At 47.2% G+C, this 16,412-nt stretch carries 11 protein-coding genes; 4 read left to right on the forward strand and 7 right to left on the reverse strand.

Features of this window, described 5'->3' with window-relative positions:
- Positions 1-25 precede the first annotated feature (25 nt).
- The gene (gene metG / locus J3P40_RS02560; protein WP_256002601.1) at positions 26-2,140 is read right to left on the reverse strand and encodes a methionine--tRNA ligase; all 2,115 of its coding nucleotides are present in this window, start codon (positions 2,138-2,140) and stop codon (positions 26-28) included.
- A gap of 41 nt (positions 2,141-2,181) precedes the next feature.
- On the opposite strand from metG, the gene J3P40_RS02565 reads away from it, so the two are divergent.
- Positions 2,182-3,024, forward strand: a complete 843-nt coding sequence (locus J3P40_RS02565) for a S66 peptidase family protein (protein ID WP_256002603.1) — start codon at positions 2,182-2,184, stop codon at positions 3,022-3,024.
- 483 nt (positions 3,025-3,507) lie between these two features.
- Here the strand turns inward: J3P40_RS02565 and J3P40_RS02570 are convergent, their stop codons facing one another.
- The 3 genes from J3P40_RS02570 to J3P40_RS02580 all read right to left on the reverse strand — a co-directional run bounded on the left by J3P40_RS02570 (position 3,508) and on the right by J3P40_RS02580 (position 10,811).
- The gene (locus tag J3P40_RS02570; protein WP_256002606.1) at positions 3,508-4,953 is read right to left on the reverse strand and encodes a SusD/RagB family nutrient-binding outer membrane lipoprotein; all 1,446 of its coding nucleotides are present in this window, start codon (positions 4,951-4,953) and stop codon (positions 3,508-3,510) included.
- Between the two features lie 12 nt (positions 4,954-4,965).
- Positions 4,966-8,082 carry a SusC/RagA family TonB-linked outer membrane protein gene (locus tag J3P40_RS02575; protein WP_256002608.1) on the reverse strand — a complete coding sequence of 1,039 codons (3,117 nt, stop codon included), beginning with the start codon at positions 8,080-8,082 and terminating at the stop codon, positions 4,966-4,968.
- Positions 8,083-8,369: 287 nt separating this feature from the next.
- On the reverse strand, positions 8,370-10,811 hold the full coding sequence (locus J3P40_RS02580; protein ID WP_256002610.1) for a M14 metallopeptidase family protein: 2,442 nt from the start codon (positions 10,809-10,811) through the stop codon (positions 8,370-8,372).
- An 81-nt stretch (positions 10,812-10,892) separates the two neighbouring features.
- Between J3P40_RS02580 and J3P40_RS02585 the strand changes: the two genes are divergently transcribed.
- The gene (locus tag J3P40_RS02585) at positions 10,893-12,194 is read left to right on the forward strand and encodes a UDP-N-acetylmuramoyl-tripeptide--D-alanyl-D-alanine ligase (RefSeq protein ID WP_256002613.1); all 1,302 of its coding nucleotides are present in this window, start codon (positions 10,893-10,895) and stop codon (positions 12,192-12,194) included.
- Here the strand turns inward: J3P40_RS02585 and J3P40_RS02590 are convergent.
- The 3 genes from J3P40_RS02590 to J3P40_RS02600 are packed head-to-tail and all read right to left on the reverse strand — an operon-like array spanning position 12,177 to position 15,226.
- Entirely contained in the window at positions 12,177-12,650 is a 474-nt protein-coding gene (locus tag J3P40_RS02590; RefSeq protein WP_256002615.1) for a gliding motility lipoprotein GldH, read from the reverse strand. The genes J3P40_RS02585 and J3P40_RS02590 overlap by 18 nt on opposite strands.
- A complete protein-coding gene (locus J3P40_RS02595; protein ID WP_256002617.1) occupies positions 12,643-14,076 on the reverse strand; it encodes a PSP1 domain-containing protein in 1,434 nt (477 codons plus the stop codon). The genes J3P40_RS02590 and J3P40_RS02595 overlap by 8 nt, the downstream gene beginning before the upstream one ends.
- 1 nt (position 14,077) lies before the next feature.
- A complete protein-coding gene (locus J3P40_RS02600; RefSeq protein ID WP_256002620.1) occupies positions 14,078-15,226 on the reverse strand; it encodes a DNA polymerase III subunit in 1,149 nt (382 codons plus the stop codon).
- A 107-nt stretch (positions 15,227-15,333) separates the two neighbouring features.
- Between J3P40_RS02600 and ruvX the strand changes: the two genes are divergently transcribed.
- Positions 15,334-15,750: a Holliday junction resolvase RuvX gene (ruvX, locus tag J3P40_RS02605; RefSeq protein WP_256002622.1), complete on the forward strand. Its 417-nt coding sequence runs from the start codon at positions 15,334-15,336 to the stop codon at positions 15,748-15,750.
- Positions 15,751-15,759: 9 nt separating this feature from the next.
- On the forward strand, positions 15,760-16,395 hold the full coding sequence (locus tag J3P40_RS02610; protein WP_256002625.1) for an O-methyltransferase: 636 nt from the start codon (positions 15,760-15,762) through the stop codon (positions 16,393-16,395).
- Positions 16,396-16,412 lie beyond the last annotated feature (17 nt).

Here is a 16,412-nt window from a genome sequence, read left to right on the forward strand (position 1 = left end):
GCGGCATTACTTGCCTCGTCGGTTGCTAGCGGATCACGCTGCCTGCTTTATGTGTTACGACAGGGGCCACAAAAGCCAAAGATCCATCAGCATTCTCAGACATCAGGATCATCCCCTGGGATAAAATTCCTTTGATCTCGCGGGGAGCAAGGTTAACCACCACGCTGACCTGCCTACCGATAATATCCTCTGGCTGATAGTATTCGGCAATGCCAGACACCACTGTTCGCTCATCAAGCCCGGTATCAAGCGTTAGCTTAAGCAATTTTTTAGTTTTAGCTACTTTCTCTGCTGCTACGATAGTAGCAACCCTAATGTCTAAGGCGCTAAACTGTTCAAACTGTATGTTTTCCTTCGCGGGAGCTACTGTGGCGACTGCAGCGCCTGCTTCATTATCTGCCTTGCTTCGGTTTAACTTGTCTATCTGTGCCTGCACGGTTTCATCCTCAATTTTCTCGAACAGCAATACAGGTTCATTGAGCTGGTGACCCCGTGCCAGCAGGTTCATCTTGCCGGCATCTTCCCACAGGTACCCACCGTAATTGAACATCTTCATCAGCTTGTCGGCCGTAAAAGGCAAAAACGGCTCTATCAATATCTCCAGCGAAGCAGCGATCTGTAAGCTGATATTTAAAATGGTACGTACGCGGTCCTCATCGGTTTTAATCACTTTCCAGGGTTCCGTATCAGCCAAATATTTATTACCCAGTCGCGCCACATTCATCACCTCGGCAAGCGCTTCCCGGAAACGGTAGTTTTCAATCGAGGCACTTATACGTGCCGGGTATGCCGCAAGCTCATCAATAACCTGCTGATCCTCCGGTGTGACGTTCATCAGCATTGGCACCTTGCCTCCAAAATACTTATGCGTAAGCACAACCACACGGTTTACGAAATTGCCGAACACAGCCACAAGCTCGTTGTTATTTCGTGCCTGAAAGTCCTTCCAGGTAAAGTCGTTATCCTTCGTTTCCGGTGCGGTGGCGGTAAGCACATACCGCAGCACATCCTGCTTATCTTTAAATTCCTCAAGATACTCGTTGAGCCATACCGCCCAGTTCTTAGACGTCGAAATCTTCTGTCCTTCCAGATTCAGGAACTCATTGGCCGGCACGTTGTCGGCCAGGGTATAGCCCCCGTGCGCCATGAGCATGGCGGGGAAGATGATGCAGTGAAACACGATGTTGTCCTTCCCGATAAAATGCACCAGCTTGGTTTCATCGCTTTTCCAGTAGTCTTCCCAGTTACCTTTTTCGAGCTCCTTCTGGTTGATATAATATTCCTCTGATTTCGGGTTCCACACATCCAGACGGGCGTACTCAAACAACTCCTTGGTTGCCGAGATATAACCAATCGGTGCGTCGAACCAAACATAAAGCACCTTACCGTTTGCGTCTTTCAGCGGCACCTTAATGCCCCAGTCGAGGTCGCGCGTCATAGCCCTGGGTTGCAGACCAGCATTAAGCCAGCTCTGGCATTGACCGAACACATTTGGTTTCCACTCTTTATGGCTGTCTATATAAGCCCTTAATTGATCTTCGTACTGGTCGAGCGGCAGAAACCAGTTCTTGGTTTCTTTTCTAACCGGAGGCTCGCCCGAAAGTGTAGACTTTGGATTGATCAGGTCGGTCGCGTTCAACGTACTGCCGCAGCTCTCACACTGATCGCCATAAGCGCTTTCGTTGCCGCACTTAGGACAGGTACCCGTAATATAGCGGTCGGCCAGAAAGGTTTGCGCCTTCTCATCATAATACTGCTCGGTTACCTCCTCTGTAAACACCCCCTTCTCATAGAGCGTCTCAAAGAAATCGGACGCCGTCTGATGATGCATCAGGGACGAAGTACGATGATAGATATCAAAAGAGATCCCGAATTCTTTGAAAGAATCACCAATGATCTTGTGATATTTATCGACCACCTCCTGGGGAGATACGCCCTCTTTTTTAGCCTTTAGCGTAATAGGAACCCCGTTCTCATCTGATCCGCACACGAACTTCACATCTCTTTTATTCGACCGAAGGTAGCGCACATAGGTATCCGCCGGAAGGTACACACCCGCCAGGTGACCAATATGCACAGGGCCGTTTGTATAAGGAAGGGCGGCCGTAACCGTATATCGTTTTATTTTACTATTATCCAAAACTATTTTTATTATTTTGGCAAAGATAAGCGTTTTACCTCATGATTAAACAGCCCGCCTATTTAAAAAAGGGCGATAAGATTGCCATTGTATGCCCTGCCAGCAGGCTGCCCCGACCGATTGATAAGGCCATAGAAGTCTTCCTGTCGTGGGGACTGGAGGTTGTATTGGGAGAAAGTGTTACCGCTGAACATCACCAGTTTGCCGGCACCGACGAGTTGCGCCGCGCCGACCTTCAACGGTTCATGGACGACCCTTCAGTAAGTGCTATTATAGCAGGACGGGGCGGCTATGGCTGCCTTCGTATTATCGATGAGCTTGACTTTACTCACTTTGTTGAAAACCCTAAATGGATCGTCGGTTTCAGCGACGTTACCGTATTGCTCTCCCACCTGTACGCTGTATATGGCATACAAAGCATACACGGTCCGATGCCCTATACTTTTGATGATGCCACGCCTGAATCCCTGGAATCTTTAAGGTGTGCGTTGTTTGGGGAGCCGATTGAGTATAGGTATCCAAATCTGCCTAAATCAGGAGCAATCATCGGGGGAAACCTTACGTTATTAGTGATGTTGGAAGGCTCCGTTTCTGCAATGGACTATACAGATAAAATTCTTTTTATTGAGGATATTGGGGAGCGACCTGCTGCTGTGGACCGCATGATGCGGATGTTAGACAGATCGGGAAAGCTGAAAAAGCTTAAGGGCCTCATCGTCGGCGCGTTCAACGAAATGCCGCAAGAAAAAATCCCTTTCGGTCAAACGATTCAAGAAATCATACTACAAGTCGTCAGCAAGTATGACTACCTTGTCTACTTTGATTTTCCTGCAGGCCACATTGACGACAATCGTGCTATAGTGGTGGGGAAAGGACTGGGATAAAGCCTATCAAACTCTACTTTGGCACTGCCCTTCTTCTTAAGAAGTTAGAAATAAGCACAATAACAATGGAATTATGTCTATCCACATAGACGATAAGCCGGCAAAAGTTAACACAGAATCGATAACCAACTCATAGGAACCAAAGGGCCTATAACCCGTAGATAGTCAAAAATTTATCAACTTTAGGCAATTATATAATTATTCTCTCTGAAACTCTACTAAGGTTGTTCACATTCAGTTTATACCCCATGAAGACCTGTTTAGAGTAACTTCCAATTATACATTGAATCGCGCAAAAGTCTATCAATCTTAATGATTGATTACGACCGACCTACTTAAAAAATTCGTGTGGATTCTATGGGGTACTTCATAATTCGGGCAATGTAATGGTGGGCAGAACCTGTCTGGCGTCGGACCTGTTAAGGCAAAACAAAGATCATAAAAAAGGGCCATATTAATATGACCCCTTTATGTGTGTGCTTATTATAAGTCAAACCACATCTTGTCGAAATACTTCGGCTGTGGATTTGGAATGCTCGGGTTTGCGGCAATTTCATCCTCTGACAAAGTAAATCTTCTTATCAGCGGACCAGAAAATGCGCCCAACGGCAAAGTTAATTCCGGCACTTCAGATCCCTCCGGACCTGACCGGCGCCACTGTACAAACGCCTCCATAGGACGGTCCATTAAATCAACCCATTGCTGCAAATGTATTTGTCTTAACGGATCAGGCGATATTGTCAAATTCGGCAAGTCTTCAGTGACAAACGCTTGAGCATCAGAAGCGCTCACACCGTAAAACAAGGCTGACTGTCTAACTCCTTCGCTATAGAGCTGCTGAGCAGTACCAAGATTTTGTCCGACACCCAACCCTCTTGCATATGCCTCTGCTTGTAGTAGCAGTATTTCTTGATAAGACAGAATCACCGAAGGGGCGTCCGGTCTGTATAAGTAAGCACTAATGAGCGAGGTATTTGCATTTGCGGTCGCTTCCGTCTCAACTGCTCTATACTCACCATCGGCACCCGGATCAAAAAATTGTGGGATACGCGGGTCGTCTATTGGCTCCATGTATTTAAATACATTGTTGTTTGCAAAGAACCATTGATTTTCTCCGTTGGTGTACTCCTTCAGAAGACGGTACTTAGGGTTTTCGTTGTTTGTCGTGGCATAATATTTTTGCTGCCACGTGTCTACTGCAGAACTAAGCATGGAAGATGGATCGGCAAGTAACTGTCCTATCTGAGTTGCCTTTGATGGATCCTTGTCAACCATCGTCATAAGAACCTTAAATTTGATAGAATTTGCCAGTCGGGTCCATTTTGCCATATCGCCTCCATAGTAAACATCATAATCTGTCAACTTCAACGGACTGGCAGGGTCGATCTGCCCAATAGCTTGATCTAGCATCGCTATTATCCCCTCGAACACGTCTTTCTGCGGGTCATATTTTGGATAGGGAAACTGTTCAGGTTGAAACGCCTCAGAAAATGGTACATCTCCATACAATGTAGTAGCCTCGTACATCATTTGCGCAAGCACAATTTTACATTGAGCGGCTGTGTTATTCTGTACTGGACTGGCCTCTTCCGCAGCTTTAATCGCTAGTTTAAGGTTATTCCCTCCTGAACTATAGAAAACTTTCCAAGTATTACCGAGTGTGTAAGTGCTGAGGTTATATACATTATCCTTACCCCAGCCGTAATTGGCACCACTGGCGATGTTTTGAGTCATCAATCCTATTGGCAACCATGCATCACCACTATTCTTGTTCACATCCCAAGCGGTTATTGCGTAGCCAAACAACAGCTTCGGCTCAACCACCGTAGAGGTAAGCGGACTAGTATTTATGTCTAAATATTTCTTACATGACGCGGCTGTAATTGAAACCAGAAGCATCATATATATTATCTTATTTTTAATTTTCATGATTTTTCAAAATTAAAAGGTGAATCTCAAGTTCATACCAAAAGATCTAGTTGAAGGAATACTGTTAAATTCAACTCCTTCACCAACAGATCCTGCACCGAAGAAGTTAAGCTCTGGGTCAACGTGCGGCACATGACTTTTTATTAGCCAGAGGTTTCTTCCTTCAACACCGATTTCGGCGGACTTAAATACAGAATTCGTTTTAAACAGACTAGCAGGCAATGCGTATGAAAACCTTATCTCCCTCAATTTTACATACGATGCATCGAATATACTTCCGGCTGTATTGCTGCCACCAGCTTCATTGCCCCAGTATTCCTGCATACTCTTAACCGGAGTAGTATTTGGCTGATAAGCACCATCTACAAAATTTACACCCGGATCGACGATAGGCGTACGGTCTCCACCTGTCTCTATAGCCAAGCCTCCGCTTCTGAGGTTACTTACCGTACCTGAATAGAACACTCCGCCCTGGCGGATATCAATAAGTCCACTCAAAGTGAAGTTTTTGTATCGGAACTGGTTGTTAACTCCTAGCATCCAGTCCGGATAAATATCCCCCAGACGCTGCGCTGTCGCCGAAGGATTCTTCAATCCACTTTCTGCATCTATAACATGATTACCGTTTGGATCCATTTCCCATCCGAGTCCATATAAACCGAAGCCCTCGCCAACGGCAGCTTTTATCTGCAATCCGCTCCAACCACTTGCAAGGCTATACTCAGTTAGGCCTTCTGCAAGTTCCTCCACACGCTGAACGTTCTTTGAGAAATTACCGGTAACGTTCCATTCGAAATCAGAACTCCTAACCGGGACCAGGTTTAATCCTATTTCGACACCCTTGTTTCTAATGGCGCCAACATTAACATATTTAGAGAAATAACCTGTCGAGATAGCAACGTCAATCGGGATCAACTGATTGGTAGTTCTTGTGTTGTAATAGGTGAAATCCAAGCCGATACGATTTGCCAGAAAGCGAACATCTGCACCCAACTCGTAAGAGTTCTGTTTTTCAGGAACCAGATCAGCGTTAGGCAAAATCCGCGGGCCGGTGAATGCGGTAGTTACACCTCCGATCGGGAAAATAGGCGCTGAAGAACTTACATACTGCATGAATACACTTGTTACCGGATTATATTGGAAATCCAAATTATATGGCTGCAAGTCACTTCCGACACTTGCCCAGCTAGCCCGCAACTTTCCATAACTCAGCCAATCCATATTCTTATCTTTGAGCAATTCGGAGAATAAGAAACTTCCGCTTACCGAAGGGTAGAAATATGAACGATTATTTATAGGTAGTGTAGAAGCCCAGTCATTCCTTCCGGTAACATCGAGATAAAGGAAGTCCTTATAACTGGCACTGAATGCTGCAAAAGCGCCCAAAAGTCGTCTTTTGCTGTAAGCTAATGTTGGCACTGTACGAACGGCGTTCGAATAGTTATACAACTGATCAATAGTAAGGTCCCTCGCGTCAACTACTGTGCTTTCGGACGACCGCTCGTTGATGTTACCACCAACAACCAATTGAAAGTCGAAGTCTTCAACCAAGTCGTTGTTGATCTGACGCTGGAAAATGTCAGTATTTGTAAACGCACCGTTCGTTGTACCAGCAGTTCCTTTCCGGGTAACACTAGATCTTTTTTCTGTATAAATATCTCCACCTAAAGTATTGGTGATCGTTATCCAGTCGAGCGGTTTATAATCCAACGTGTAAGACCCCAGAAAACGATCCACCTTATTCGAGTTTCTGTTATACTGCATAATCCAGTAAGGGTTGTTTCCTGTTCTGTCCGTCGTAAGGAAAATTTGTTTTCCGGTTTCATCAATCACATTATTTCTTACGTCATTAATATCAACTACCCTCGGTAACGAATAAATAGCGGATGTAATAATGTTTGTATTGTTGGAACTCTGAGAAGGTCTTCCGTCTGCGTTGATGCGGTTATAGCTTGCAACAAATCTTGAGGAGAACTTTTCACTGAATTCGCGTCCCGCATTTACAGAAAAGTTATATTTCCCAAGTTTAGATTCAGGGATAATTCCTTTTTCGTTCACAGCAGTGAAACTCAGCCTGTAGTCTGAGTTGTCGCCTCCGCCAGCGAAAGCCACGTTGTTTATGTAAGAGGCTCCGGTGTTAAAGAAATCTTTAACATTATTAGGATATGCCTTAAGTGTAACCTGCCGGCCAAGAAAATCCGTAAACTGCTGGCCTTGAACATCAGAAATTTTTGGTCCCCAACCGTTAGAGTATCTCAAGTCATAGATGTACGCGTCCTCGGTCTCATCATAAATGCCCTGTGCATATTCGTTCTGAAAATCCGGCAATATCAAAGGACTTTCAAAACGTACAGATGAATTAACACTAACCGATGTCTTAGACCCCTTTGCACCTCTCTTGGTAGTGATAATAATAGCACCGTCTTTAGCTCTAGAACCATAAAGCGCGGTAGCAGCAGCTCCCTTCAGCACGGTCATAGATTCTATGTCGTCGGAACTTAAGTCACCGATACGGTTTCCATAGTCAACATTATTGGCCGTGGTACCTCCAGTAGATGTCCCGTCAGTAACAGGTACGCCATCAATGACAAAAAGAGGATTATTTACTCCCAACGAATTGACTCCACGGATGACAATCTTTGCTGAACCTCCAAGCGTTCCGGAGGTTGAATTGATCCGCACCCCGGGAGCCTTTCCGGCAAGAGAATTCAATACGTTTGTTGAACGTGCTTCAGTGAGCTGTTCGCTTTTGATTACCGAAGCGCTATAGCCAAGCGACTTTGATTCCCTCGATATTCCCAGTGCAGTAACAACCACTTCTGAGAGAGCTTGTGAATCTGATGCCAGAGCAACATCGACAACATTGCCTGAAGGCAGTGTAACTGTTTGCGATACATAACCAAGATAAGAGAAAACAAGTTCTGTAGAGCCTGCCGGAACTGTAATCGCGTAACGGCCTTCGGAACTCGTCTGAGTACCAACTTTTGTACCCTTTACTAAAATAGAAACGCCCGGAAGCGGAAGACCATCGTCTTGTCCGGTAACTGTACCAGTAATTGTTCGGTCTTGCGCCATAGCCGTGGATGCCATGCACAAGATTATGAACAAACTTTGTAGAAGTTTTTTCATAAAATTAAAAATTTAGGTTAGTTAATAATTGCGCTAAATATAGGGATTTTAGTATGCATGCATAGCTATTTCATCGCGAAGCAGCTTTTAATGACAAAACAATGACAGAATACAGGAATCTAAAAACCGACTAACAAATGCGCACGTAAAATTTTATTTTATTCAATTTGATTCAATAGAATTTTGTTCTGTTTGGGAATTCCCTCGTCGAACAAACAGAATGATTAACAAATTTTAACGTTTTAAGGAATTTGCCCTCCTTTCTTTCTAATACAGCCCTGTTGCTGCTAATTAACTAGAAAAACAGCGTTGGCGAAGATTTGTTTGCCGGATTCCCAGAAAGAACGAAATAAAATATTGTTTCCTAGATATATAACGGTTCCCGAGCCGATCTTTTCTACACCAAACAGCATTCCGCTATTTAGCTTTTGGCAGGCTGCTTTACTGGCTATACCGGACACGTAACTTCCCGAATGAAATGACCCCACGTTTTTTCCTTTTTCAAGAGGTTCGTAAACTTTGTCATCCGTTTTGAGTGCGAAATAACACTTTTCAATTCCCGCTGAAAGCGGGTGGGCAGCGTCCATCTGGAGCTTGAAAATTGCCCCGGGCAAACTGTTCTCTTTACCTGCTTCACGTATGCGGATCTGAAAGGGCTTCCAATCTGCAACCGCATCCGCTGCGCGGTCTATCAAAATCAATTTACCCCCCGCCTTAATCCAGTCCTGCAAATGTTCGCTTATTCCTGCGTCGTATAGGCCATCTGGAACAATCAATACGTTAAAATTCCGTATGTCAATCAGGTCGAGCGACTCGATATTCACAGTGGTAATATGACAGCGAAGCTCACGCTCCAGAAAATGCCAGATCTCCCCCACGTTTTGGGCTGTGCTACCGGAGCCAGCCAGCAAGGCAATTTTAGGGGCTCTTAGAACGGGGTAGGCCGACGAACCCAGATCCTTTCCTTTTTCGGCGTAACCGCTCGCTATAGCCTGCAACACAATGGTATGCTTACGTTGCAAAGCTTCAATCTTCGCGACCAAACCAGGGATGTTCTTTTCATTCTCCGCCCGGTATACCAGCAGCGCACCTACGGCAACCTGCTTCCCGGCAATGGTGAACGGCTCTTCAGCTACGCGCACTTTAATTCCCGCGGCCTGCAAATCGATCAGTAGCCGGGCATGTGTAAGCGAATTCCAGTCGACCACCCAGGCGTATGGCCGTACGGCGGGCGGCCCGACTGTTTTCTGCGTTGCCGTATCCGGGGATGGATAGAGTCCTTTCACAGACTCCTTTACTGCATATGCTGGTAAGCCATAAACATAAGGGAGCGACCAGGCCGTTATGTCGTACGTGTTGGAGTCGCGCACTTCTGTCCGCGGCTCAAACAGCACGTTGGCCAGCATAGCCGCAGGCTGGTGCAGGTTCACAAAAAGATCGTTCCGCCCGGGCTGGAACTGCTCTGTTTTTCCGGTTTCATAGTTCAGCCCCCTCAATGCGGTGTTTTGACCATATGCATAGCTTATCCCGTTCCGGTCGAGCAATTCGGCCAATTTTTGGAGTCTGCCCCCATTTACCCCACGCACTACGTATGTCTTATAAATCCCCGGAGGAGCGATCAATGCCTTCTCAAAATAGCTTTTAAATTCCTGGACTAGTTTGTCGGCATGCCGCGAAACGGTTTCCAGCGTAGCCAGTCCGGTGGTGTAGTGATGTGCGATGCGATCTTTTAAGGTAAGGGTATCGCCCTGCAGGGTGATTACGGCAAGACCGGCATCTATACCTCCCTGTTCGTAGGTCATGCCCACGCCGCCATTATATAAGGCATAGGTATCGCCATACGAAGGATAGAGCAGGTCGAAACGTTCCTTGGTGAAATACTGCCAGCCATACTCATCAAAATATTTTGCATTGTTCTTTCCAGCAATGGTTTGGAACTCCCGCTGCCATGGCGTTACATCGACATGAATAGGCTCCGCGGCCGGGGCGAAATAGTAGGGTTCATTATAATTCTGTTCATGGAAGTCGACCATCACCTGAGGCATCCACTGCCTGTATAGCTTAAGGCGGTGACGCGTCTCCTGCTGCGTTTGCCAGGCCCAGTCTCGGTTCAGGTCGAAGTAATAGTGATTGCTCCTACCGCCCGGCCAGGGTTCGTTATGCTCTCTGGCCAGCGGACTAAGGTTAGGCGCAGCACCGCTCACTTCATTAAAATAGTTCAGGTAGCGTGTCCGGCCGTCGGGGTTCAGACAGGGATCTATGATGACCACTGTGTTGCTCAACCAGCGCTCAATCTCATTCGTCCTGCCCCCGGTGAGCGCGTACAGGGTTTTTGCAGCCGTTTCTGACGTGCTAGCTTCGTTACCGTGAACATTATAACTCATCCACATAATGGCTGGTTGTCCCTTCAAGGCTTTACCGGCAAAACGCCCTTTACTTAGACGAAGGTTCTGCTGCCTGATCTCTTCGAGCCTGCTCATATTCTCCGTGGAGGATATTATCACAGCGATCAGTTCGCGCCCTTCATAGGAGGTGCCGTAGCTGATTAACTTTATATGCTCTTTATCGGCCGCCGCTACGTGTTTGAAATAAGCGATCAGTTGGTCGTGACTTGTAAATCTGCTTCCCAACTCATAACCCAGGTAGTCGTCCGGCGTTCTTACCTGGGCTACAAGTACACCGCTGCCCAGGAGGAGGGACGCAAAAAAAAGCAGAATACTTTTGGCCATAAAATTTGTTGTACAATTACTAAAGATAAATTTTTTGTTTATTGTTCATCGTGTATTTTTATCGCGCATTAACTATCTGCTATGACCGGCACCGAATTGCTTTACCAACACTATCTGAAAAACCCGCTGATCTGTACCGATACCCGCAGGATAACGCCTGGCTGTTTATTTTTCGCCCTCAGGGGAGATAAATTTGACGCGAACACCTTTGCGGAACAAGCCTTAACGATGGGAGCTGCCTATGCGGTAGTCGACAATATCAAATACAAAACGAGCGATCGCTGCATTTTGGTACCCGACGTGCTCAGCGCTTTGCAGGACCTGGCCCGGCATCATCGCAGCAAGCTCAATATACCTGTTGTGGGGCTGACCGGCACGAATGGTAAGACGACCACAAAAGAACTTATCAATGCTGCTTTGTTGCCTAAATACCGCACTTTCGCTACCCAGGGCAACCTGAACAACCATATAGGCGTGCCGCTTTCCATCCTGTCTATACCAAGCGGCACGGAAATCGCCGTCATTGAGATGGGCGCCAACCACCAGAAGGAGATTGAATTTCTTTGCGGTATAGCCGACCCGACCCACGGCATGATCACCAATGTGGGCATGGCCCATCTGGAAGGCTTTGGCGGATTCGAGGGCGTTAAAAAAGGTAAAGGTGAGTTATACACCTACCTGGCAAACCACGGCAGGGAAGCTTTCGTTAACCAGGACAATGCCCACCTAAAGGAAATGGGCCGCATCGCCGGTCTGCAGCAGATCATCAGTTACGGCAAAGATCCGGGAAACGATGTATGGGGCGAATTGCTTACGGCCGATCCGCTGATCAGCCTCTTCTGGTCTGACACCACCGGCACCTACAACGCCAGCGTGAATTTAACCGGAGCATATAATTTTGAGAACATTCTCGCTGCTATCTGCATTGCCAATTATTTTGGTGTAAGTGCGGGCCAGATAGCTGAGGGACTGGCGGGCTATCACCCCAACAATAACCGTTCACAGTTGACCGAAACGTCTTACAATAAAGTCATATGCGATTTTTATAATGCCAACCCCAGCAGCATGTCGGCCGCCCTGGGCAACCTCGGCCGATTGACCGCCAACCGCAAGGTGATTATTATAGGCGATATGTTTGAATTGGGTAATGAATCGGAAACTCAGCATGCTAACATTGCCGGTGAAGCTGCCGCTGTGGGTGCCGACGAGCTTTATTTTGTAGGCGAGGCATTTAGCCGGTTGCGCGACAAGCAGCCCGGCAGGTATTTCGCTACCCCGGCCGAGGCATTAGATTATTTCCAGGAGCACCCGGTCCGAAACAGCCTCGTGTTACTAAAAGGATCGCGCGGAATGGCTCTTGAGCAGTTACTGCCCCTGCTGTGATACTTTAATCCCAACATCGCTGATTTCCTTCAGAGGATTGTCGCGCATGTTTTGCTCAATCTCAATGGCATATTTACCAGGCTTGGTAAACCGGTAGTTAGTAAGCAAGGGAAAAGTATAGGTATACAGATTTCCAGATCCGGCACCCAGCCATCTGCCATCGGGCTCGGCCAGGCGGTATTCGTACCGGTGTGTATGCTTTTTAATTCCAGCACCACCCATATGCATCAGTATAAAGATGTTTGAATACCTGTAATCGGAAGTATGACGGAGCTTGAAATAGATATTGTAGGCTTTGCTGATGTCCTGGATGTCGACCACCGTACGTGCTTTATTTACATAGGTCCAGTTGCGAGCGGGTACCGACACATTGGTATCTGCAATTGTGCCGGGTTCGCAGCCATAAAAAAACAGGCAAAGAAGGGCTGCAACAACAAGAAGCCCCGGTCTACTCATCTTTAGGCTTGTCCTTTTGCTTATTTCTCCGGTTGCGGTTACGGTTACGATTCCTGTTTGCCGCCGGTTGTCCTTCGCCTCCTTCAACTCCCGTTACGGCCTGTGGCTTTGGCTGTGCTGGTTTGGCCTGTGGCTGTCCTTGTGGCTTCGGCTGTTGTGCCTGCTTCGCTTGCGCAGCGGGCTGGCCTTGTCCGGCTTGCTTTATCTGCCCAGCACCACCGCCCTGTTTTGCTTGTGAAGGCTTCTGCTGACGTTGATTTCTATCTTGCCGGTTGTTCCTGTCGCCACCCTGCTTGTTCTTGTTCTTGTTCCCGCGTCCTCTCGATTTATCGTCCAGGCGGGTCAGGCTATCCTGCCCCACCACATTTTCGTAATCGTGTGTTTTCTCGGCAACAACAACCGGAGCAAGGTTTATGGCTTCCTCCTTCAGATTAACCGGCTTCTGACCACGCTTGTTCATCGCCATGATCTCCTTCACGCGATCAACCTTAAGCGGAATCCAGTCCTCCGTGTTCGGGTAACTGAACCACATCACCTTTTTGAAAATATCCGTCTTCTGGTGACGGGCCACACCAATTTCGGTATGCAGACTGTCCACACGGTCGGGAATATCTTTCAATGCATCCAGATAGGTGTCCAGTTCGTAATTGAGGCAGCATTTCAGCTTGCCGCACTGTCCGGCCAATTTAAGCGTGTTAAGTGAAAGGTTCTGATACCGCGCAGCAGCGGTAGATACCGTTTTAAAATTAGTAAGCCAGGTAGAACAGCACAATTCCCGTCCGCATGAACCTATACCGCCTAGTCGCCCGGCCTCCTGGCGCATACCGATCTGACGCATTTCTATACGCACCCTAAAAGTTTCGGCCATCTTCTTGATCAGTTCCCTGAAATCGACACGCCCTTCGGCAGTATAAAAGAAAGTCGCCTTGGTCTTATCGCCCTGATAATCCACATCACTGATTTTCATCGATAAGCGGAGATCGAGCGCAAGCGTCCGGGCCTTATGCATGGTTTCCCATTCCAGATCCTTTGCGATCTTCCATTTTTGCACATCGGCTTCCGTAGCCTTACGGTACACCTTCCGGGTTACCTGATCAGCATGCGTTTTACGCCGTTTCATCTGCATGCGCACCAGTTCGCCCGTAAGCGAAACGTGCCCGATATCGTAACCTCCGGTAGCCCCTTCAACGGCTACCAGCTCACCTATTTCCAGATAAATGTTCTCTGCATTCACAAAAAACTCTTTCCTGGCCCCTTTAAATTTAACCTCTACAATGGGGAAAGGCTTATAATTGGTTGGCATATCCAGGTTGGACAGCCAGTCGTAAACATCCATTTTACCGCAGCCATTTGTAAGGCAAGAGCCATTACTTTTGCAGCCCGCGGGTGCGCAACCACCTCCTGTAGAGCAACTTCCACATCCCATATCAGTTGAATATATGTTGAGTCCCCGAAGGGAACGTTTTAAATTTGATTATTTTAACCAGCTGTAAAGATACATCTAAAAACAGAATTTTAGGATTCGCATTTCGCTCCACATGATAGTGCGCTTTCTCGAGCTCCTCTACCACGGCTTCGGCCATGGCCAGACTAAGCACGTTGGCCGACAGTTTCTTTGCGGTATCTAATGCATTCGCGGGCAGTTTAACCAGGTCTTCAGCGCCGCTGAGCAGCAGACTGCACTCCCGCATAAAGCTGATGCCATATTTCAGAAAGTTCTTTTGATTTTCCCGGCCCCAGCCCGCGATCTGATCCACAAAGCCAATCAGGTCTGCCACCCTGTTGCCATAGCCCATCCTCAACCAACCGGAAAACAGGTCGGCATTCTCATTGTGCGTATTCACTACCAGCCGCTTCGCCTCAATCAGATTTCCGTCGGCCAAAAAACTGTACTCACGCGCCTGGTTTTCGGACAGTCCAAAGCTTTCCAGCAGGTGTTCCTCAATAACCTCATCATCCAGTTTAGGTATTTTAACAATTTGCGTACGAGACAGCAAAGTGGGTAGGATCTGGTCCTGATTATGCGCTACCAATATAAATAACGTGTTCTGCGGCGGCTCTTCAATGATCTTAAGGAGACTGTTTCCTTCTTTATCGAGATACTCGGGCAGCCACATAATAAGCACCTTAGTAGGCGCCTCAAAGGCTTTGTAGCTCAACTTTTTGATGACATCGTGGCACTCGGCGATATTAATATTGGCCTGCTTGTTTTCCGCGTTCAGCCTGGAGCGCCAGGTATCCATATCGAAATAGATATCTTCCTGCAGCATATTTCTCCATTCTTCGAGCACATCTACCGCCGTTCGTATATCTTTGGAAGCGAAGAAGGGGTAAGAGAAATGCAGATCCGGATGGATGTACCGCTCATACTTGCGGCATGAAGCACAATTGCCACAGCTATCACCCTCATGCCGGTCGCCACAGTTAAGATACTGTGCATAGGCTATGGCCAGAGGAAGCGCCCCGCTACCATCGCACGACAAAAACAGCTGGGCATGACTTACCCGGTTGTCGTTTACCGACTGGATCAACTGCGCCTTCACAGCGTCCTGACCAATGATTTTCCTGAACTGCATGGCATGCAAAATAGTAAAAATAACGTAGAGAATGAAGTCGGGAATACTGCCCGAGCAACAACAATATCCAAACGTGGTTACTTAAATAATTGGTTATCTTTGGACCCATGCCCCGTATTATGGCCTTCGACTATGGAACAAAGCGTGTTGGTATTGCGGTTACCGACCCGATGCAGATCATTGCCACTGGTTTGGACACCGTGCATCCGAAGGATTTAGTGCAATATCTGAAAAATTATCTGGCTCGGGAAACTGTGGAGGCTTTTGTATTTGGCGACCCGAAACAAATGGATGGTACCCCTTCGGATTCCGCGCAGCATGTGAAGGGTTTTGCGCGTACCCTGAAAAAGACTTTCCCGGATATTCCACAGTATTGGGTCGACGAGCGATTCACTTCCAAACTGGCACATGAGACGGTGTTGCAGAGCGGGATCAGGAAGCAGGACCGGCAAAACAAGGAGCGTATTGATACCATTTCGGCTACGATCATTTTACAATATTTTATGGAGCACCCTCGTTTATAACAGCACAATATGAGCCTGATCAATGATGATATGCAGCAACTGCTGCTTCAATACTGTGAACCGGAAAGCGAGCTACTGAAGCACATAGACCGGCAAACCAATCTGAAGGTTTTGATGCCTCGAATGCTTTCGGGGCATTACCAGGGCCGCGTGCTGAGCATGGTGAGCAAGATGATTTCTCCAAAAAGGATACTGGAAGTAGGTACCTTTACGGGTTATGCCACACTATGCCTGGCCGAAGGTCTGCAGCATGATGGCATGCTGTATACGCTCGACATCAACGAAGAACTGGAAGACATGGTGCGTGAGAGCTTCGCGGCATCCCCTTTCAAGGATCAGATCAGGTATATTATCGGCGATGCGACAAGCACGCTTCAGGAGATTGACGAGGTGTTTGACCTAGTGTTTATTGATGCCGACAAGAAAAACAATGGGACGTATTATGACATGGTGTTCGACCAGGTGCGGAGCGGGGGACTGATTATTGTGGATAATGTGCTCTGGAGCGGCAAGGTGCTGCAGGAAAAACAGGATAAGGACACGAAAAACATTACGGGTTTTAACGACAAGATCGCTGCCGATGACCGTGTAGAGAAGCTGATCCTTCCGGTTAGGGACGGTCTGTTTATCATTAGAAAAAAATAATTAACACTGAAAACGAG

The sequence above is a fragment of the Pedobacter deserti genome (genome assembly GCF_024436415.1).
Classification (GTDB): Bacteria; Bacteroidota; Bacteroidia; order Sphingobacteriales; family Sphingobacteriaceae; genus Pedobacter; species Pedobacter faecalis.